General features: G+C 68.0%; 19 protein-coding genes. 7 read left to right on the top strand and 12 right to left on the bottom strand.

The annotated features are described in order from the left end of the window. Positions 1 to 50: 50 nt before the first annotated feature. From A6B37_RS25680 to A6B37_RS25670, 3 genes are all read left to right on the top strand, one after another. The gene (locus A6B37_RS25680) at positions 51 to 317 is read left to right on the top strand and encodes a type B 50S ribosomal protein L31 (protein ID WP_006388310.1); all 267 of its coding nucleotides are present in this window, start codon (positions 51 to 53) and stop codon (positions 315 to 317) included. Positions 318 to 442: 125 nt separating this feature from the next. Further along, positions 443 to 2173, top strand: a complete 1731-nt coding sequence (locus A6B37_RS25675) for a glycosyltransferase (RefSeq protein ID WP_102774838.1) — start codon at positions 443 to 445, stop codon at positions 2171 to 2173. Continuing rightward, on the top strand, positions 2170 to 3570 hold the full coding sequence (locus tag A6B37_RS25670) for an MATE family efflux transporter (protein ID WP_102774839.1): 1401 nt from the start codon (positions 2170 to 2172) through the stop codon (positions 3568 to 3570). The genes A6B37_RS25675 and A6B37_RS25670 overlap by 4 nt, the downstream gene beginning before the upstream one ends. Positions 3571 to 3749: 179 nt before the next feature. On the opposite strand, the gene paaK is transcribed toward A6B37_RS25670, so the two are convergent. From paaK to paaA, 9 genes are all read right to left on the bottom strand, one after another. Next, the gene (gene paaK / locus A6B37_RS25665; protein ID WP_102774840.1) at positions 3750 to 5063 is read right to left on the bottom strand and encodes a phenylacetate--CoA ligase PaaK; all 1314 of its coding nucleotides are present in this window, start codon (positions 5061 to 5063) and stop codon (positions 3750 to 3752) included. A gap of 110 nt (positions 5064 to 5173) precedes the next feature. Then, positions 5174 to 5644 (bottom strand): hydroxyphenylacetyl-CoA thioesterase PaaI, encoded by a 471-nt coding sequence (gene paaI / locus A6B37_RS25660; RefSeq protein ID WP_102774841.1) that lies wholly within the window; start codon positions 5642 to 5644, stop codon positions 5174 to 5176. Further along, positions 5644 to 6432, bottom strand: a complete 789-nt coding sequence (gene paaG / locus A6B37_RS25655; protein ID WP_111827318.1) for a 2-(1,2-epoxy-1,2-dihydrophenyl)acetyl-CoA isomerase PaaG — start codon at positions 6430 to 6432, stop codon at positions 5644 to 5646. The genes paaI and paaG overlap by 1 nt, the downstream gene beginning before the upstream one ends. A 115-nt stretch (positions 6433 to 6547) precedes the next feature. Further along, positions 6548 to 8212, bottom strand: coding sequence for a phenylacetic acid degradation protein PaaN (gene paaN, locus A6B37_RS25650; RefSeq protein WP_111827306.1), 1665 nt, complete (start codon positions 8210 to 8212; stop codon positions 6548 to 6550). A gap of 46 nt (positions 8213 to 8258) precedes the next feature. Beyond that, the gene (paaE, locus tag A6B37_RS25645) at positions 8259 to 9347 is read right to left on the bottom strand and encodes a 1,2-phenylacetyl-CoA epoxidase subunit PaaE (RefSeq protein ID WP_102774843.1); all 1089 of its coding nucleotides are present in this window, start codon (positions 9345 to 9347) and stop codon (positions 8259 to 8261) included. Positions 9348 to 9360: 13 nt separating this feature from the next. Continuing rightward, positions 9361 to 9867: a 1,2-phenylacetyl-CoA epoxidase subunit PaaD gene (paaD, locus tag A6B37_RS25640; RefSeq protein ID WP_102774955.1), complete on the bottom strand. Its 507-nt coding sequence runs from the start codon at positions 9865 to 9867 to the stop codon at positions 9361 to 9363. Next, complete coding sequence (paaC, locus tag A6B37_RS25635) at positions 9864 to 10628, bottom strand: 1,2-phenylacetyl-CoA epoxidase subunit PaaC (RefSeq protein ID WP_102774844.1); 765 nt, start codon at positions 10626 to 10628, stop codon at positions 9864 to 9866. The genes paaD and paaC overlap by 4 nt, the downstream gene beginning before the upstream one ends. Before the next feature lie 15 nt (positions 10629 to 10643). Further along, complete coding sequence (gene paaB / locus A6B37_RS25630; protein WP_006388300.1) at positions 10644 to 10928, bottom strand: 1,2-phenylacetyl-CoA epoxidase subunit PaaB; 285 nt, start codon at positions 10926 to 10928, stop codon at positions 10644 to 10646. 81 nt (positions 10929 to 11009) lie between these two features. Beyond that, positions 11010 to 11999, bottom strand: a complete 990-nt coding sequence (gene paaA / locus A6B37_RS25625; RefSeq protein ID WP_102774845.1) for a 1,2-phenylacetyl-CoA epoxidase subunit PaaA — start codon at positions 11997 to 11999, stop codon at positions 11010 to 11012. A gap of 173 nt (positions 12000 to 12172) precedes the next feature. On the opposite strand from paaA, the gene paaX reads away from it, so the two are divergent. After that, positions 12173 to 13102 (top strand): phenylacetic acid degradation operon negative regulatory protein PaaX, encoded by a 930-nt coding sequence (gene paaX, locus A6B37_RS25620; protein WP_111827305.1) that lies wholly within the window; start codon positions 12173 to 12175, stop codon positions 13100 to 13102. Positions 13103 to 13112: 10 nt separating this feature from the next. Here paaX and A6B37_RS25615 read toward each other — a convergent pair whose 3' ends face one another. Then, positions 13113 to 13742 (bottom strand): NAD(P)H-hydrate epimerase, encoded by a 630-nt coding sequence (locus A6B37_RS25615; RefSeq protein WP_111827304.1) that lies wholly within the window; start codon positions 13740 to 13742, stop codon positions 13113 to 13115. A gap of 187 nt (positions 13743 to 13929) precedes the next feature. Here A6B37_RS25615 and A6B37_RS25610 point away from each other — a divergent pair, with 187 nt between their 5' ends. The 3 genes from A6B37_RS25610 (at position 13930) to A6B37_RS25600 (ending at position 16652) form a co-directional block, all read left to right on the top strand. After that, on the top strand, positions 13930 to 15291 hold the full coding sequence (locus A6B37_RS25610) for an acyclic terpene utilization AtuA family protein (protein ID WP_111827303.1): 1362 nt from the start codon (positions 13930 to 13932) through the stop codon (positions 15289 to 15291). A 12-nt stretch (positions 15292 to 15303) separates the two neighbouring features. Next, complete coding sequence (locus tag A6B37_RS25605) at positions 15304 to 15630, top strand: DUF4387 domain-containing protein (RefSeq protein WP_102774849.1); 327 nt, start codon at positions 15304 to 15306, stop codon at positions 15628 to 15630. A 71-nt stretch (positions 15631 to 15701) separates the two neighbouring features. Beyond that, entirely contained in the window at positions 15702 to 16652 is a 951-nt protein-coding gene (locus A6B37_RS25600; protein ID WP_102774850.1) for a tripartite tricarboxylate transporter substrate-binding protein, read from the top strand. Between the two features lie 18 nt (positions 16653 to 16670). Here A6B37_RS25600 and A6B37_RS25595 read toward each other — a convergent pair whose 3' ends face one another. Next, complete coding sequence (locus A6B37_RS25595) at positions 16671 to 17645, bottom strand: sigma-54 dependent transcriptional regulator (RefSeq protein WP_102774851.1); 975 nt, start codon at positions 17643 to 17645, stop codon at positions 16671 to 16673. A gap of 13 nt (positions 17646 to 17658) precedes the next feature. Further along, the gene (gene orn / locus A6B37_RS25590; RefSeq protein WP_049072382.1) at positions 17659 to 18204 is read right to left on the bottom strand and encodes an oligoribonuclease; all 546 of its coding nucleotides are present in this window, start codon (positions 18202 to 18204) and stop codon (positions 17659 to 17661) included. Positions 18205 to 18264 lie beyond the last annotated feature (60 nt).

Raw genomic sequence — 18264 nt, 5'->3', positions numbered from 1 at the left:
TGGCGACCCTAACAACCGAGAGAGGCTCGAACGAGCCCTAGGAAAGCACCATGAAAGAAGGCATTCACCCCGAATACCGCGAAGTCGTCTTCGCCGACCTGCAAACGGGCAGCAAGTTCATCACCCGTTCGACCGTGCAAACGCGCGAAACCATCGAGCTCGACGGCAAGACGTACCCGCTCTTCAAGTGCGACGTGACCTCCGAATCGCACCCGTTCTACACGGGCGCCCAGACCCGCATCGTCGAAACCGGCCGCGTGGAAAAGTTCCGCGCCCGCTTCGCCCGTACGGCCGGCACGGTCAAGTCCGCTTCCTGATCCTGTCGCTCCCGCAGGAGCCACAGCAAAAAGGCAGCCTTCGGGCTGCTTTTTTTTCCTCCCTAGCGACCTATTCTTCTGCTGGGGGGCTAGCGCAACCCGACCACTCGGTTACATTAACGCCCGTGTCCCCAATCTCCCTTTCCACCCCGGCCCGGCTGACGTCCGTGGCCACCGCGAAACTGCCCCGCCTGATCCTGCTGGGGCTGCTGCTGGCCTATATCGTGGCCGGCCTGTTCATGCGCGACCCCTGGAAAACGGACGATGCGGTCGGACTGGCGACCATGATCACGGCGATCCGCGAGGGCGGGCTGACCTGGCTGCTGCCGCAGGTGGGGCTGCTGGCCCACGCCGAGGAAGGTCCGCTGATCACCTGGGTGGGCGCGATCTGCATCTGGCTGTTCGGCCCGTTCATCGGCGACATCACGGCCGGCCGCCTGCCCAACCTGCTGTGGTTCGCCATCACCACCACCAGCGTGTGGTACGGCACCTATCTGCTGGGCCGGCGCGCCGAAGCCCAGCCGCTGGCGCTGCCCTTCGGCGGCGAACCCGAGCCGCGCGACTACGGCCGCATGCTGGCCGACGCCGCCCTGCTGCTGTTGCTGGCCACGGTGGGCATTCTGCAGCGCACCCACGAAACCACCGTGGTGCCGGCCATCATGGCCTGGCAGGCGCTGGCCTTCTATTCGCTGGCGCGCAGCGTGGACCGTCCTTTCACGGGCTGCACCACGCTGGGCTTCGCGCTGGCCGCCAGCTTCCTGACCCGCGGCTGGGTGGGCGCGGTCCCCATCATGATCGGCGCGCTGCTGGCCTTCTACCCGCGCAGCCTGCTGTGGCAAAGCCGGCGCTGGCTGCCCTGGGCGGCGCTGGTGACCGCCGTGCTGATCCTGGCCTGGTGGATTCCGGCCAGCCAGGGCAGCGAATACTGGATCCGCAACTGGAAGACCTGGAACCTGGCGTCCTTCGCGCCGCCGTCCTGGCACGACATCGGCCGCACGCTGCGCGACCTGCCCTGGTATCTGTGGCCGACCTGGCCGCTGGCCCTGGTGGCGATCTGGCGCTGGCGTTCGTGGATCTACGCGCCGCACATCTGGCTGCCGCTGACGCTGCTGGCCTGCGCGACGCTGGTGCTGTTCGGCCTGGAAGAGGCCACCGACTCCGAATACGTGCTGCTCGCCGTCCCCTGCGCGGTGCTGGGCGCGTTTTCGCTGCCGACGCTGCGCCGCGGCGTGGTCAACACGCTGGACTGGTTCGCCGTGATGTGCTTTTCGCTGACCGCGGCCACCGTCTGGCTGGGCTGGGTCGCCCTGCACTTCCACTGGCCCGCGCAGATCTCGCGCAACATCGCCCGCCAGACCACCGGCTACGAGCCGGTCATCTCCTGGATCGCCTTCGCGCTGGGCGTGGCGTTCACGCTGGCCTGGATCGCGCTGGTGGTGTGGCGCCTGCGCGTCAAGCCGCAGGCGCTGTGGCGCGGCACCGTGCTGTCGGCCGGCGGGCTCACCGTGACCTGGATCCTGCTGGTGCTGCTGTGGCAGCCGGCGGTGGATTACGCGCGCAGCTACCGCACCGTCTCCGGCCAGCTGGCCCAGGCGCTGGAGCAGAACCTGCGCCCCGGCGAATGCGTGCGCGGGCTGAGCCTGGGCAGCGGCCAGCGCGCCTCGTTCCTGATCTTCAACAACCTCACCTTCACTTTCGACGCCAAGTGCACGGTGATCCTGCAGCAGACCAACAACCAGAGCCTGCGGGACAACACCGCCGCCTATAGCGAGGGCGCCGACGTGCTGTGGCAGGGCGGCCGGCGCGCGGACCGCCAGGAGGTGTTCCGCCTGCTGCGCATCGGTTCGAACCGATGACGCCGCCGACCGCCGCGCCGATGACTTTCGGCGCCACCCTGCGCGGCATCGCCAGGCAGGCCTGGCCGGTGCTGGTCAGCCAATGGGCCGGCATCTCCTTCGGGGTGCTGGACACGGCCATGACGGGCCATTCCAGCGCCAGCGACCTGGCGGCCATGGCCTTGTCCGCGTCCATCTACATCACCATCTTCGTCGGGCTGATGGGCGTCGTGCATGCGCTCATCCCCATCCTGGCGCAGCATTTCGGCGCCGGCCAGAACGCCGAAGTCGGCCGCAGCTGGGGCCAGGGCGTGTGGCTGGCGTTGGGCCTGTCCGTGGCCGGCGCCGCGCTGATGCTGTTCCCGGACATGTGGCTGTCCCTGTCGGGCGACGTCGATCCGGCGGTGCGCGAGCGCATCGCCGCCTATCTCCGGGCGCTGGTATTGGCCCTGCCCGCCGCGCTGGTGTTCCGCACAATCTACGCGCTGGGCACGGCGGTCTCGCGCCCCAAGCTGGTCATGGCGATCAACCTGACCGCCATCGGCTTCAAGGCCTTCTTCAACTGGCTGCTGATCTACGGCAACCTGGGGCTGCCGGCCATGGGCGCGGCCGGGGCCGGGCTGGCGACGGCGCTGGTTTCCTGGATCAGCCTGGGCCTGGGGCTGTGGGTCATCACCCACGACCGCTATTACCGGCGCTTCCAGCTGCGCGTGGGCAGGCCCGACTGGAAGACGCTCAAGGAGTTGCTGCGCCTGGGCCTGCCGATGGGCGGGTCGTATCTGGTCGAGGTCTCGGCCTTCACCTTCATGGCCCTGCTGGTGGCGCGCGAAGGCACTTTCGTGACCGGCGGCCACCAGATCATGTCGAACCTGGCCGCGCTGTGCTACATGATGCCCATGGCGCTGGGCGTGGCCACCGCCGCGCTGACGGCCCAGGCCATCGGCGCCGGCAATCTGGAGCACGCGCACCGCACCGGCATGGCCGGCCTGGCGCTGGGCCTGCTGGGCGCGCTGCTGACCGCCGCCGTGCTGCTGGCCGGTCGTCCGCTGATCCTGGCGGCCTACACCGACAATGCCGGCGTGGCCGCCGTCGCCACCACCCTGCTTGCCGTGCTGCCGCTATTCCACCTGTTCGACTCGATGCAATGCATCAACTCCTACCTGCTGCGCGCCTACAAGGTGGCGGTGGTGCCGCTGATCCTGCAGACGGTCGCGCTGGCCGGCGTGGGCCTGGCCGGCGGCTGGTGGTTCGGTTTCGGTCCGGGCCGCGGCGGCCTGGACGGCATCCGCGCCGTGCTGGTGCCCGGTTCGCCCCAGGGCGCCGGCAGCATGTGGCTCATGGCCATGGCCGGCCTGGGGCTGTCGGCGGCGCTGCTGCACTTCTGGTATCGGCGGATCGTGCGGCAGGTGCGGGGCTAGGATGGGTGCAGCGCGAGAGTTCTTGGGCAAGAACTCAACCATCGAGCGCGCGTAACCCATCGGCCGGCGACAGCCGGCGTTTGTCTCGTGCCACGAAAGGCGGCGGCTGGCGCCGCCTGATGGGTTTCGCGCGCTGGGTATTCGTGTTCTTGCTTAAAGACTCTCGCGCTCCACCCATCCTACTTCGGGCGTTTGTCGATGACGCGGCGGGCCTTGCCGGTCAGGGTGCGTTCCACGTGGCCGGCGTCCGACACCTGGATGCGCGCGCTGACCCCGATGTGGGTCTTGACGGCGTGCTGCAGCTGCTTGCCCAGGTTGGCGCGCTCGGCGTCGGACAGGGTCGAGAACTCGGCCCGCAGTTCGGTCAGGATCTCGAGCTCGTCCAGGTTGCCGGTGCGCGACAGCACCAGCTGGTAGTGCGGCGCCAGTTGGGCGATCTTGAGCACCAGTTCCTCGACCTGCGTGGGGAACATGTTCACGCCGCGCACGATCAGCATGTCGTCGCTGCGGCCGGTGATCTTGCCGATGCGGCGCATGCTGCGCGCCGTCGGCGGCAGCAGGCGGGTGAGATCGCGCGTGCGGTAGCGGATGATGGGCATCGCTTCCTTGGTGAGCGAGGTGAACACCAGTTCGCCCGGCTCGCCGTCGGCCACGGGCTCGCCCGTATCCGGATTGATGATCTCGGCGTAGAAATGGTCTTCCCAGACCACGGGGCCATCCTTGGTCTCGACGCATTCGCTCGCCACGCCGGGGCCCATCACTTCGGACAGGCCGTAGATGTCCACCGCGTCGATGCCGGCCTCGGTCTCGATGTCGGCGCGCATCTGGCCGGTCCAGGGCTCGGCGCCGAAGATGCCGATGCGCAGCGAGCTCTGGCGCGGGTCGATGCCCTGGCGGCGCTGCTCTTCGAGGATATTGCAGAAGTACGAGGGCGTGACCATGATGATGTCCGGACGGAAATCATTGATCAGCTGCACCTGCTTTTCGGTCTGGCCGCCGGACATCGGGATGACGGTGCAGCCCAGGCGTTCGGCGCCATAGTGCGCGCCCAGGCCGCCGGTGAACAGGCCGTAGCCGTAGGCCACGTGCACGGTGTCGCCGGGCTTGCCGCCGGCGGCGCGGATCGAGCGCGCCACCAGGTTGGCCCAGTTGTCCAGGTCGCCCTTGGTGTAGCCCACCACCGTCGGCTTGCCGGTGGTGCCGCTGGAAGCGTGGATGCGCGAGACGCGCTCGCGCGGCACGGCGAACATGCCGAAGGGATAGTTCTCGCGCAGTTCCTTCTTGGTGGTGAAGGGGAACTTGGAAATATCGGACAGCTGCTTGAGGTCGTCCGGATGCACGCCGGCCTCGTCGAAGGCCTTCTTGTAGTGCGGCACGTTCTCGTAGGCGTGCTTGAGCGACCACTTCAGCCGCTGCAGCTGCAAGGCGCGCAGCTCGTCCTCGCTGGCATGTTCGATGGGGTCCAGTCCCGGCTTGCTCATGGTGTTGGACATGGTTATCTCTCTCCTGAAATTCTCACTACGCCGGCCCGGCCGCATGCGCGCGGATACGCAAGCGCGCGTGCGGCCGGGCCGGCGGCCTCGTCTTTGGTTGGATGACGGCCTCAGGCGTCCGCGGGAGCGCCGACGATCTGGCCTTTGATTCGATAAGAGCGGCCGCGGAACAAGGCCACGTTGCGTCCCTCCTGGTTGGTGACGGTCACGTCATAGACGCCGGTGCGCCCTGCCAGCGAGCGCTCCTGCGCCACCGCGGTCAGCAGGTCGCCTTCGAAACCCGGGGCCAGGTAGTCGATGGTGCAGCCCGAGGCCACGGTGCTGACGTTGCGCGAATTGCAGGAGAACGCGAAGGCGCTGTCGGCCAGGGCGAAGATGAAGCCGCCGTGGCAGGTCTTGTGCCCGTTGAGCATGTCGGCGCGCACCCGCATGCTCAGCCGCGCGTAACCCGGCGCCATTTCTTCGACCTTCATGTCCAGGCCCTGCGAGGCGGCGTCGCCGGCGTACATCACGGCGCCGACGGCCTGCGCAAGCTCCTGCGGATCGGTGGGCGCCTCGACGGCGGGTACGTGTGCGTTCATCATTGCCCCTTGAATTGCGGTTCGCGCTTGTTCAGGAAGGCGTCCACGCCCTCCGCGTAATCGGCGCTGCGCCCGAGTTCGCGCATCAGGTCGCGCTCCAGGTCCAGCTGGGTCGAAAGATCGTTGGCCAGGCTGGCCTGGATGGCCCGCTTGGTGTATGCCAGCCCCTTGGTCGGGGCCTTGGAAAAGTGCTGCGCCAGGCGTTCCAGCGCGGCGTCGAATTCCTCGTCCGGCACGCATTGCCAGATCAGGCCCCAGTCCTGCGCCTGCTGCGCGCTGAGCTTGTCGCCCAGCATGGCCAGCCCCATGGCGCGGGCGCGGCCGACCAGGCGCGGCAGCACGAAGGTGCCGCCGGTGTCCGGGATCAGGCCCAGGCGGCAGAACGACTGGATGAAACTGGCCGAGGCCTTGGCGATGACGATGTCGCCGGCGAAAGCCAGGTTCGCACCCGCCCCCGCCGCCACGCCGTTCACGCCCACCACCACCGGCATGGGCAGGGCATTGATGCGGCGCACCAGCGGCGCGTAGTACTTGTCGACGGTCTCGCCCAGGTCGGGCGGCGTGCCGTCGGCGGCGGGCCGGCGCTCGCTCAGGTCCTGCCCGGCGCAAAAGCCGCGGCCGGCGCCGGTCAGCACCAGCACGCGCGCGCCTTCCGTTTCCACGCGCGCCAGCGCGTCGGCCACTTCACCATGCATGTTGGCGGTGAAGCTGTTGAGTTTGTCGGGACGGTTCAGCGTCAGGCGCGCGATGCCGCCTGACAGGTCGAACTGGATATCTTGGTAGCTCATGTCGGTATCCATGGCGCGCACGCCAATAGCATCCAAATACGAAACACTAACGAATAACGAGGCGGCGCCCCCCCTGGGGGGGGAAGCGCGTAGCGCTCCGGGGGGGAAGGGGAGATTAGATGTGTTTTCTCGTCTGCACGACCCGGAACCGGTTGGACACGAAAGCCGTATCGGACAGCGCCGCATTGGCCGCCGGATTGGCGCCGGTGCCATGGAAATCGCTGAACGCGGCCGTCTGGTTCACGAACACCGCGCCCGTCAGGTTCAGCGACAGCGACACGCCCGAGACCTCGGCCGCGTCCTGCACCTGCTCGGCGACGGCGTCGCTGGTGGTGTAGGCCGACAGCGACAGCGCGCCGTGCTGGATGACGCTGTCACGCGCCAGCTGGATGCTGTGGGCAGTGGAATCGGTGGCCACCACGAAGGCGATCGGGCCGAACCATTCCTGACTGATGGCGGCGTTGCCGGCTTCCGTGCGCAGCAGCAGCGGCGTGCGCACGCGGGCGTTCTCGAACTGCGGGTGCGTCAGCGCCTTGCTGTCGGCCACCACGGGCAGGCCCAGCGCGCGCGCCTTTTCGATGCGCTCGACGATGCCTTCGTTCTGGATCGCGCCGGTCAGCTCGACGGCCTTGGCCGGATCGGCGCCCAGCTTCTCGACCGCGGCGCCCAGGGCGGCCGCGACGTCGTCGAAGCTGACGCGGCCTTCCGGCGTCTGGATGCCGTCGCGCGGCACGTAGATGTTCTGCGGCGCGGTGCACATCTGGCCCGAATACAGGGCCAGCGAGAACGCCAGGTTGCGGGCCACGCCCTTGAGGTCGTCGGTGGAGTCGATGATGACCTGGTTGACGCCGGCCTTCTCGGTGTAGACCAGCGCCTGGCGGGCGTTGTTCTCGAGCCAGTCGCCGTTGGCGGTGCTGCCGGTGAAGTCCACGATCTTGACGGCCGGGTCCAGCGCCAGCTTCTGCGCGGTGTCGTCGCCGGCTTCATGCGCGGCCAGTTGCACCACGTCGGGATCGAAGCCCGCTTCCTGCAGCACTTCGCGCGCCACCTTGACGGTGATGGCCAGCGGCAGGATCGCGCCGGGGTGCGGCTTGACGATCACGGTGTTGCCGGTGGCCAGGCTGGCGAACATGCCGGGGTAGCCGTTCCAGGTCGGGAAGGTGGAGCAGCCGATCACCAGCGCGACGCCGCGCGGCACCACGGTGAACTGCTTTTCCATGCGGATCGGTTCGTTCTTGCCCTGCGGCTTTTCCCAGACGGCCACGCCGGGGATGCGCGACATTTCCTGCCAGGCGTAGGTCACGGCTTCGAAGCCGCGGTCCTGCGCGTGCGGGCCGCCGGCCTGGAAGGCCATCATGAAGCCCTGGCCGGTGGTGTGCTGGACCGCGTAGGCGATCTGGAAGCTGAGCTTGTTCAGGCGGGCCAGGATTTCCAGCGACACACCGACCCAGGCGCGCGGGCCGGCGCGGCGCCAGTCCTCGAGCGCGCGCTTGGAGGCGGCGATGAGCTTGTCGGCGGGCACGCGCGGATAGGTGATGCCCAGGTCGAAGCCGTAAGGCGATTTTTCGCCGCCCACGACGCCGTCGGCGTCATGCAGGTTCAGCGGGAAAGGCTTGCCCTTCAACGCTTCGAAGGCGGCGCGGCCCTCGTCGTTGGCGGTCTCGCCATAGTTGCGGGGGCTGGGCGACTCGGCAAACGGGCTCCAGTAGCCGCGCAGCGCGGCCGCGGCCAGTGCCTGTTCCAGCAGGGGCTGATGGCGTTCGAAGAATTGTTGGGACACTGCGTCTCTCCAGATAAGTAGGTTTTTCTGCCTGGCGCGGGCCGGGTCAGGTTTCCTGGTCGAAGTCGATCACCAGGCGGTCGCTGACCGGAAAGCTCTGGCAGCTCAGGATGAAGCCGCGCGCCACTTCGTAGTCTTCCAGGGCGAAGTTGGCGTCCATGTCGACCTCGCCTTCGATCACCTTGCAGCGGCAGGTGGAACACACCCCGCCCTTGCACGAATACGGCAGCTCGATGCCCTGCGCCAGCGCCGAATCCAGCACGCTGTCTTTGTTCTTGTCGATGACGAACATGCGGCTGTGGCCGTCCTGCACCACCGTCACCTCGCACTGCCCCTTGCCCGGCGCCTGGCGGGCGTCGTGGCCGGTGCGCAGCGCGCGCGGCCCCTTGGGCGCGCCGAACAGTTCGAACTTGATGTTCGACTTCGGAATGCCGCGGGCCTGCAGCCGCTCGACCACGCTTTCGGTCATGGTCTGCGGACCGCACACAAAAGCGTAATCGATATCCTCGGGGCTCATCCAGGCCGACATCAGCTGGTCGACCTTGTCGCCGTCCAGGCGGCCGTTGAAGAGCTCGATGTCCTGGGTTTCGCGGCTCATGATGTAGACCAGCGAGAAGCGCTCCATATAGAGGTTCTTCAGGTCTTCGATCTCTTCGCGAAACAGCACCGCCGACGAGGCGCGGTTGCCGAAGAACAGCGTGAACTTGCTGTGGGGCTCGGTCGACAGCGCGGTCTTGACCAGCGAAAACACCGGCGTGATGCCGCTGCCCACGGCGAAGGCCACATAGTGGCGGCGGTTTTCGGGCGCGAAGTCGACGGTGAAGTTGCCGGCCGGGGCCATCACGTCCAGGGTCTGGCCGGGCTGCAGTTCGTGGTTGGCCCAGCTGGAAAATACGCCCTCGTCCACCTTTTTGATCGCCACGCGCAGCAGCTTGTCGTGCGGGGCCGAACAGATGGAATAGGAGCGGCGCTGTTCCTCGCCGTTGAGCTGCGTGCGCAGGGTCAGGTACTGGCCCGGCAGGAAGGCGAATTCGTCCGCCAGCGCCTCGGGCAGGTCGAAGGTCACGACGACCGCGTCGCGCGTGTTGCGCGCCACCGACGCCACCTTCAGGGAATGGAATTGATTCTGGCTCATTTCGAAACCGCTCTTAGTGAGTCTTGAAATAATCGAAGGGCTCGCGGCAGGAGACGCAGCGATACAGCGCCTTGCACGACGTGGAGCCGAAATTGCTCACCAGGCGCGTATCGCGCGACCCGCAGCGCGGGCAGGCGATCGCCGGGCCGGCCGCGCGGCGGCTGATGCCGGAGATGTCGACGGCGCGTTCGGCCGGCGCGGCGATGCCGTAGCCCTTGAGCGCCTGGCGCCCCTTCTCGCTCATCCAGTCGGTGGTCCAGGCCGGCGCCAGGCGGGTCTGCACCCGCACCTCGGCGATGCCGTGGCGCGCCAGCGTCCGTTCGATGTCCTGGGTGATCTCGCGCATGGCCGGACAGCCGGAATACGTGGGCGTGATGACCACGACACAGGCGTCGCCGTCCCAGGACACCTCGCGCACCACGCCCAGATCCACCACGGACAGCACGGGGATCTCCGGATCGGGGACCTCCTGCAGCCAGGCGTAGACCTGGTCGGCGGAAACGGGCGCCAGCGCGTTCACCACTTGGCTCCCGGATAGGCGCGCGGCAGGAACTGCATTTCGGCCAGCACGTAGCCCAGTTCCTCGGTGTGCTTGCCCTGGCGTCCGCCGCGGTGCGCCGGATGGCCGGCGGCGGCTTCGTCGGGCACGGTCAGGGTGGCTTCTTCCAGCACTTCGCGCACGTGCGCCAGCCAGGGCTGGCGCAGCGAGGCCAGCTCACAGCCGATGCCGCGGGCCGCCACGTCCTGGTCGACGGCGTCGTCGGTGAACAGCTCGCCGGTGAAACGCCAGGCGTCGTCGATGGCCGCCTGCATCTTGGCATGGCTTTCCGCCGTGCCGTCGCCCAGGCGCACCACCATGTCCGACGAGCGGCGCACGTGGTAGGTAACTTCCTTGATGGACTTGGCCGCGATGCCGGCGACGCGCTCGTCGCTCGACTGCTCCAGGCGCTGCAGCAGGAAGTAGTGCCAGACGTCGAACAGGAACTGGCGCGCCATGGTGTCGGCGTAATTGCCGTTGGGGCGCTCCACCAGCAGCACGTTGTGGAACTGGTGGGCGTCGCGCAGGTAGGCCAGCGCGTCTTCGTCGCGCCCGGCGCCTTCGACCTCGCCGGCCAGCGTCAGCCACATGCGGGCCTGGCCCAGCAGGTCCAGCGCGGTATTGGTCAGCGCCAGGTCTTCTTCCAGGATCGGGCCGTGGCCGGTCCAGGCGCCCAGGCGCTGCGACAGGATGAGCGAGGAATCGCCCAGCCGCAGCAGGTATTCAAACAGCGTCTTGTCCATGTCTGCCCCGCCGCCTTACATGTGCTTGATTTCTTCGGGCATCGGGAAGAACGTGGGATGCCGGTAGACCTTGCTGTTGGCCGGTTCGAACAAGGGGTCCTTGTCGCCCGGGCTGCTGGCCGAGATGTCGCTGGCGCGCACCACCCAGATGCTCAGCCCTTCGTTGCGGCGGGTGTAGACGTCGCGGGCGTGGTTGATCGCCATTTCGGCGTCGGGCGCGTGCAGGCTGCCGACGTGCTTGTGCGCCAGGCCGTGCTGGCTGCGGATGAACACTTCCCACAAAGGCCAGTCTTTGCTCATGATGGATATCCTCGAATGCCGGGCGCGCCCCGCGCGCACCGGTCTGCAATGATGGAGAGAGAGTCGCGGCCGCGAGACGGCCTAGGCGGCCTTGCGCTCGGCCTGCTTGTCGGCGTAGGCCACCAGGGCTTCGCGCACCCAGGCGCCGTCCTCGTGCGCCTTGACGCGCGCGGCCAGGCGTTCGCGGTTGCACGGGCCGTTGCCCTTGAGCACCGCGTAGAACTCGGCCCAGTCGATTTCGCCGAAGTCGTAGTGGCCGCGCTCGGCGTTCCACTTCAGCTCGGGATCGGGGATGGTCAGGCCCAGGTACTCGGCCTGCGGCACGGTCTGGTCCACCATCTTCTGGCGCAGCTCGTCGTTGGAGAAGAGCTTGATCTTCCAGGCCATGGACTGGGCGCTGTTGGGGGAGTCGGCATCGGAAGGGCCGAACATCATCAGCGCCGGCCACCACCAGCGGTTGAGCGAATCCTGCACCATCGCCTTCTGTTCCGGCGTGCCGTGCAGGCACATCTGCATCAGCAGGTCGTAGCCCTGGCGCTGGTGGAAGGATTCCTCCTTGCAGACGCGCACCATGGCGCGCGCGTACGGGCCGTAGGAACAGCGGCACAGCGGGATCTGGTTGATGATGGCCGAGCCGTCGACCAGCCAGCCGATCATGCCGATGTCGGCCCAGCTGAGCGTGGGGTAGTTGAAGATGCTGGAGTACTTGGCGCGGCCGGCGTGCAGGTCGTCGACCAGGTCGTCGCGCGACACGCCCAGGGTTTCGGCGGCGCTGTACAGATAGAGGCCGTGGCCGGCTTCGTCCTGGACCTTGGCCAGCAGGATGGCCTTGCGCTTGAGCGAAGGCGCGCGGGTGATCCAGTTGCCTTCGGGCAGCATGCCCACGATCTCGGAATGCGCGTGCTGGGAAATCTGGCGCACCAGGGTCTTGCGGTAGGCCTCGGGCATCCAGTCCTTGGCCTCGATGCGGATGCCGTCGTCGATGCGGCGCTGGAACGCCTGTTCCTGGCCTTCGAGCTGGTCCGCGGTCTTGACCTGCTTGACGCCGGTTTCGACGAGTTGTGCGTACATGTTTGTCTCCTTGAGGCAGTTTGCGAAAACGCAAAGCAAACGTTGCGCAATGCCGTCATGTCATAGGCGGATTATTTAATACAAAAAATCCATTGTCAAACTCAAATCTGTATCACATTGGATTTATGTATCATATTGCGGATACCGATATCGGCCGCCCGCGGCCCCCTCTAATGGCAAACCCTCAGTCGTCCCTGGAGCGCTTTCTTTCCCGTCTGATCAAGAACGATCCGCCGCGCGCGAAATCGCTCTGCGTCAGCCTGCTGGGAGACGCCCTGGCCCCGCACGGCGGCGCCATCTGGCTGGGCGACCTGATCGAACTGCTGGCGCCCCTGGGCATCAACGAGCGCCTGCTGCGCACCAGCGTGTTCCGGCTGGTTGCGCAGAACTGGCTGCAATCCGAACGCCACGGCCGGCGCAGCCTGTACCTGATTTCCGAACAGGGCCTGCGCCACACCGCGCACGCCTCCCAGCGCATCTACGAAGGCGCGCCGCAGGAATGGAACGGGGAATGGACGCTGGTGGCGCTGCCGCGCACCGGCAACGGCCTGGCCGAGCGCGCGGAACTGCGCCGCGAACTGGTCTGGGAAGGGTTCGGCATGATCGCGCCGGGCCTCTTCGCCCATCCGCACACCGAGGCGAGCGCGGCGCACGACATCCTGGAAAAGCTGGGCATCCCCGACCGCGCGCTGGTGCTGTCGGCGCGCGACCTGGCCGGCGCCGGCGGCCTGCCCATAGCCAGCCTGGCCTCGCTCTGCTGGAACCTGGAAGACCTGGCCGAACAGTACCGGCACTTCACCCGCAATTTCGGGCCGCTGGAAAAGCTGCTCGACGCCCCGCCCTCGCCCGCCGAGGCCTTCATCATCCGCGTCATGCTGCTGCACAATTGGCGCCGGATCGTGCTGCACGACCCCCAGCTGCCGGGCCCCATGCTGCCCGACGACTGGCCCGGCCACGCCGCCCGCGAGATCTGCGGACGCATCTACTGGCAGGTGTTCGACGCCTCGGAAGCGCACCTGGACGCCCTGGCCGGGCGCGACAACGAACGCTATACGCCGCTGACCGGCGAGGTCGAATCGCGCTTCGGCGGCCGCCCCGCCTGAGGCCGCCCGATCAGCCGCCGCCGGCAGGCGGCAGCGTCACGCCCAGCGTGTCCAGGTGGATTTCGCCGGCGGCGTCGGCGCCGGCGCCCTGCGCCAGCCCGCGCGCACGCGCAATGAAACACAGGGTCCAGCGCGCCCGCACCGGCCGGCCCAGCGCCGCGCCGGTATCGGCATCTATGCCGCTGGGCACGTCCAGCGCCAGCACCGGCACGCTCCAGGCATTGGCCTGGTCCGCCAGCGCCTGCCAGTCCGCGCCCAGCGGACGGTTCAGCCCGATGCCGAACAGGCCGTCGATGACCAGTCCCGGCGTGAAGCCCGATTCGAGGGCGGACCAGGTCTGACCGCCCGCCGCCAGCCAGCCGGCATGGGCGCGGGCGGCGTCGGCAGGCAGGTTGCGCGCGCCCGACGGCAGCAGCACGCGCACGTCGTGGCCCATGGCCCGCAGCAAGGTCGCCGCCTCCAGGGCGTCGCCGCCGTTGTTGCCGGGACCGGCCAGGGCCAGCAGCGCCGTGCCCGGCGGCACGCGCGCGGCGACGAAACGCGCCGCGGCCGCCCCCGCCAGCGGCATCAGCCGCCGGCCCTCGGCCAGCGCCCGGCGTTCGGCGTCACGGATCCGGGCTACGGGCAGGAAAGTCGGCATGGCGATAGCCTCCTATGCGTGAATTTCACGCATTGCGTGAAATTCCACCAACAAATTGGAAGATGCCGCCCCGGACTCCCAGCAAACACGCGGGGCGCGGGGCGTCGGCCGATTGGCATGCATTTTGCGTTGTAGTCATCGCCGGGACGAGCCGGACCGGACGACCCAACTGAAAGAGACTACACCAATGCGTTCCATGAGCATCATCTGCCCGAACGGGCATTTAGGATTCGCCCCCCTGCGCACCGAGAGCTTCCAGCTCGGCGTCGCCGCCAGGCCGGACTTCATCGCCGCCGATTCGGGCAGCGACGACGTGGGTCCCGTGCCGCTGGGCTCCGACACCTCCACCAGCCCGCAAGCCTGGCAGCGCCACGACCTGGAGCAGATGCTGCTGGCCGCGCGCAAGCTGGGCGTGCCCATGATCATCGGATCGGCCGGCGACACCGGCGCGAACAGCCGCGTGGACCTGTACGTGAGCCTCATCAAGGAAATCGCCGCGCAGCACAAGCTGGCGCCGTTCAAGCTGGGCTATTTCTATTCGGAAGTCGACAAGGAACGCGTGCGCCGCGCGCTGCGCGACGGCCAGCAGGTGGCCGGCCTGGACGGCTACGCCGACCTGACCGAAACCGAGCTGGACGCCAGCGACCGCATCGTCGCGGTGGCCGGCGTGCACCCCTACATCAAACTGCTGGAGGCGGGCGCGGACGTGATCATCGGCGGGCGCAGCTCCGACGCCGCCGTATTCGCCGCCCCGGCCCTGCACAAAGGCTATGACGCGGACAAGGCCTATTACCTGGGCAAGGTGCTGGAGTGCGCCTCGTTCTGCGCCGAACCCTATGGCGGCAAGGAAACGGTGATGGGCGAAATCTCGAAGGAAGACGTGCGCGTCACCGCCATGCATCCGGACCAGCGCTGCACCATCGCCTCGGTGGCCGGCCACGCCATGTACGAGCGCTCCAACCCCTACGAAGAATTCTTCGCCGGCGGGCGGCTCGACATGTCCGAATGCCGCTACGAGCAGTTCAGCGAGAAAACCACCCGCATCACCGGCTCGCGCTTCGAACCCGCCGCGCAGGTGCGCGTGAAGCTGGAGGGCTCGGGCAAGGTCGGCGAGCGCTACATGGGGCTTTGCGGCATACGCGACCCCTACACCATCGAAAACGTGGACCGCGTCATCGCCTGGGCGCGCGACAAGGTGCGCGAGCGTTTCGGCGACACGGGCTACGAGCTGCACTACAAGGTCTACGGGCGCGACGGCGTCATGGGCGAGCTGGAGCCGCTGCGCGACCAGCCCGGCCATGAACTCTGTGTGATGGTCCAGGGCGTCGCGCCCACGGCCGAGATGGCCGAGGAACTGACGCTCACGGGCCTGCGCCAGATGTTCTACGCCCGCCTGCCCGACGTGAAGGGCACGGCGGGCTCGGTGTCTTTCCCGCTGGACGAGGTGGTGCGCACCAGCGCCGCCTACCGCTGGACCCTGAACCACACGCTGCCGGTGCAGGACGCCGGCGAACTCTTCCCGATCCACCTCACCGAGGCCGGCGCCTGAGCCGGCAAGACCATGAGCACCCAGAAACTCAGCAGCCTGGCCAAGACCATCCGCAGCAAGAACGCGGGCGTGAACAAGATCACCTTCGACATCATCTTCCGCGAGCCGGCGACCTACGAGGCGGTCAAGCGCTCCGGCGCGTTGACGCGCGCCAGCGTGGCGGCCCTGTACCGGATCGACGACGCCCGCATCTCCGACTTCGTGCATTACGATCCCGGCCTGGCCATCAAGTTCACGATCTACCGGCTGGTTCCTAGCGGGTCGGCGGGCGACGGCGACATCTTCGGCGCGCAGCAGTATGCGCCGCTGCTGGACGTCGCCGTCCCCATGCCGGACTGAACGCCGCGGGCGCCGGGTCCGGCGCCCGCCATCCCCTCCGCCCTCCTGGAGAATCGAGCATGAAAGCGCTAATGCAAACAACGTTGTTCCTGGCGGCGTCCCTGCTGGCCGGCGCGGCCGCCGCCCAGCCGGAAGTGCCCAAGCAGATCAAGATCGTGGTGCCGTTCACCGCCGGGGCCAGCAACGACGCGATCGCCCGCGTGATCGCGCCGCAGCTGGCCGCCCGCTTCGGCAATACGGTGATCGTCGAAAACCGTGGCGGCGCGGCCGGCGCGATCGGTTCCGAGTACGTCGCGCGTTCGGCCAAGGACGGTTCGGTGCTGCTGCTGACCTCGTCGACCTTCCTCACCACCGCCGCCACCCAGCCCCACCTGCCCTACGACGCCCTCAAGCAGTTCGCGCCGGTGGCGATGATCGGCCAGGGCCCGCTGGTCATCGCCGCCTCGGCGCAAACGCCGTACGGCTCGCTCAAAGAGCTGCTGGACGCCGCGCGCGCCAGGCCGGGCGCCCTGAACTACGGCAGCGCCGGCATCGGCTCGCTGGCCCACCTGGCCACGGTCATGCTGGACGACGCCGCAGGCACCCGGATGACGCACGTGCCCTACAAGGGCGCGGCCAACGCCGCCTCCGACCTGGCGGGCGGCCTGATCGACGTCATGCTGTCCAACTACAGCACGCTGGCGCCCGTGGTGCAGGGCAAGAAGGTCAAGCTGCTGGCCACCACCGCGCAGGCGGCCTCGCCGGCCTTCCCCGGCCTGTCGCCGGCGGCGCAGTCGCTGCCCGGCTACTCGGTGCAGATCTGGGTGGGCGTGTTCGCGCCGGCGGGCACGCCGCAGCCTTATATAGACAAGGTCAACGCCGCGCTCAATGAAATCTCCGCCTCTTCCGAGATGCGCGCCCTGCTGGACCTGGACGGCACCGTACCGGCCCGCATGGACAGCGCCGCGTTCGGCGCGCGCGTGCGCGAGGACCTGGCGCTATGGCAGGGAATCGCGCGCAAGCACAACATCAGCGCGCAATAGTGCGCGCCCGGGGCCGCGTCAGCCGTCCAGCCCCAGCTTGAGCATCTGGTGGCGCAGGGCGTGGCGCGTCAGGCCCAGGGAATCGGCGGCGCGGCCCAGGTTGCCGCCCTGGGCCTGCAGCGCCGCGCGGATCAGGCCGCGCTGGAACTGCGCGGTCTGTTCGGCATAGCTGCCCCCTCCCGGGGACGGCGCCGCGGGCGCGGGCTTGCCCGCTTCGCGCAGGATGCGCTGCGGCAGATGGCGCGCCAGCACGGTGTCGCCATCCTCCAGGATGCAGATCCGCTCCAGCAGATTGCCCAGTTCGCGCACGTTGCCCGGCCAGGCGTAGGCCTTGAAGATGCGCCGCACTTCCGGATCGATGGCGGTGAAGCGGCTGCCGTGGGTGGCGTTATAGCGTTCCAGGAAGCGCTGCGCCAGCACGATGACGTCGTCGCCCCGCTCGCGCAGCGGCGGCAGGTTGATGGACACGACCTGCAGCCGGTAATAGAGATCGTCGCGGAACCGCCCGGCCTGCACTTCGCCCAGCAGGATCTTGTTGGTGGCGGCGATGAAGCGGGCGTCGACCGAGACCTCCTGCACCGAGCCGATGCGCCTGAAGCGGCGGCTGTCCAGCAAGGTCAGGATCTTGGCCTGCATGACCGGGTCCAGTTCGCGGATCTCGTCCAGGAACACGCTGCCGCCGTTGGCGGCTTCCAGCAGCCCGGCCTTGCGCGCCACGGCGCCGGTGAAGGCGCCGCGTTCGTGGCCGAACAGCTCGGATTCGAGCAGATTGCCCGGGATGGCGGCGCAGTTGATCTCGGTATAGCCCTTGGCCGCGCGCGCCGATTGCGCGTGCAGGTTGCGCGCGACCAGCCCCTTGCCGGTGCCGGTTTCCCCGTAGATGAGGACGATGCTGGCCTTGCTGCGCGCGACCCGGCCGACCAGGTCGCGCAAGGCCGCCATCGACGGGTGGTCCCCGATGAGCGGCTCGCAGGCGGACGGGGCGGCGGGCATGGGGACTTACCCCTTACACTTTCAGGAAATGCTCGCGGTAATACTTGAGCTCGTCGATCGACTCGTAGATGTCCGCCAGCGCCTCGTGGCGGCTTTTCTTCTCGAAGCCCTTGTAGACCGCCGGCGCCCAGCGGCGCGCCAGCTCCTTCAGGGTGCTGACGTCCAGGTTGCGGTAGTGGAAGAACTGCTCCAGGCGCGGCATGTAGGCGAACATGAAGCGGCGGTCCTGGCTGATGGTGTTGCCGCACAGCGGCGACTTGCCGGCCGGCACGTGCTGCGCAAGAAATGCCAACAGCGTATCCTCTGCCTGGGCCTCGGAAATGGTGGACGCGCGGACCTTGTCGATCAGGCCGCTCTTGCCGTGCGTGGACTTGTTCCAGTTGTCCATGGCGTCGAGCAGGCTGTCGGGCTGATGCACCACCAGCACGGGGCCTTCGGCCACGACCGTCAGGTCGGCCTCGGTCACCACCACGGCCACCTCGATGATGCGTTCTTTTTCAGGGTCCAGGCCGGTCATTTCCATGTCCAGCCAGACCAGGCGGTTTTCGTTCACAGCCATATAATTTGCCTATAAGAGAATGCCCCCGCGCAGCGCCTTCGGCAAACGGGGCGGTTTTTT

The organism is Achromobacter sp. HZ01, from assembly GCF_003267925.1.
Taxonomy (GTDB): domain Bacteria; phylum Pseudomonadota; class Gammaproteobacteria; order Burkholderiales; family Burkholderiaceae_B; genus Achromobacter; species Achromobacter pulmonis_A.
Note: the sequence above shows the minus strand (reverse complement) of the source record. Positions and strands in the feature narration are given on the sequence as shown.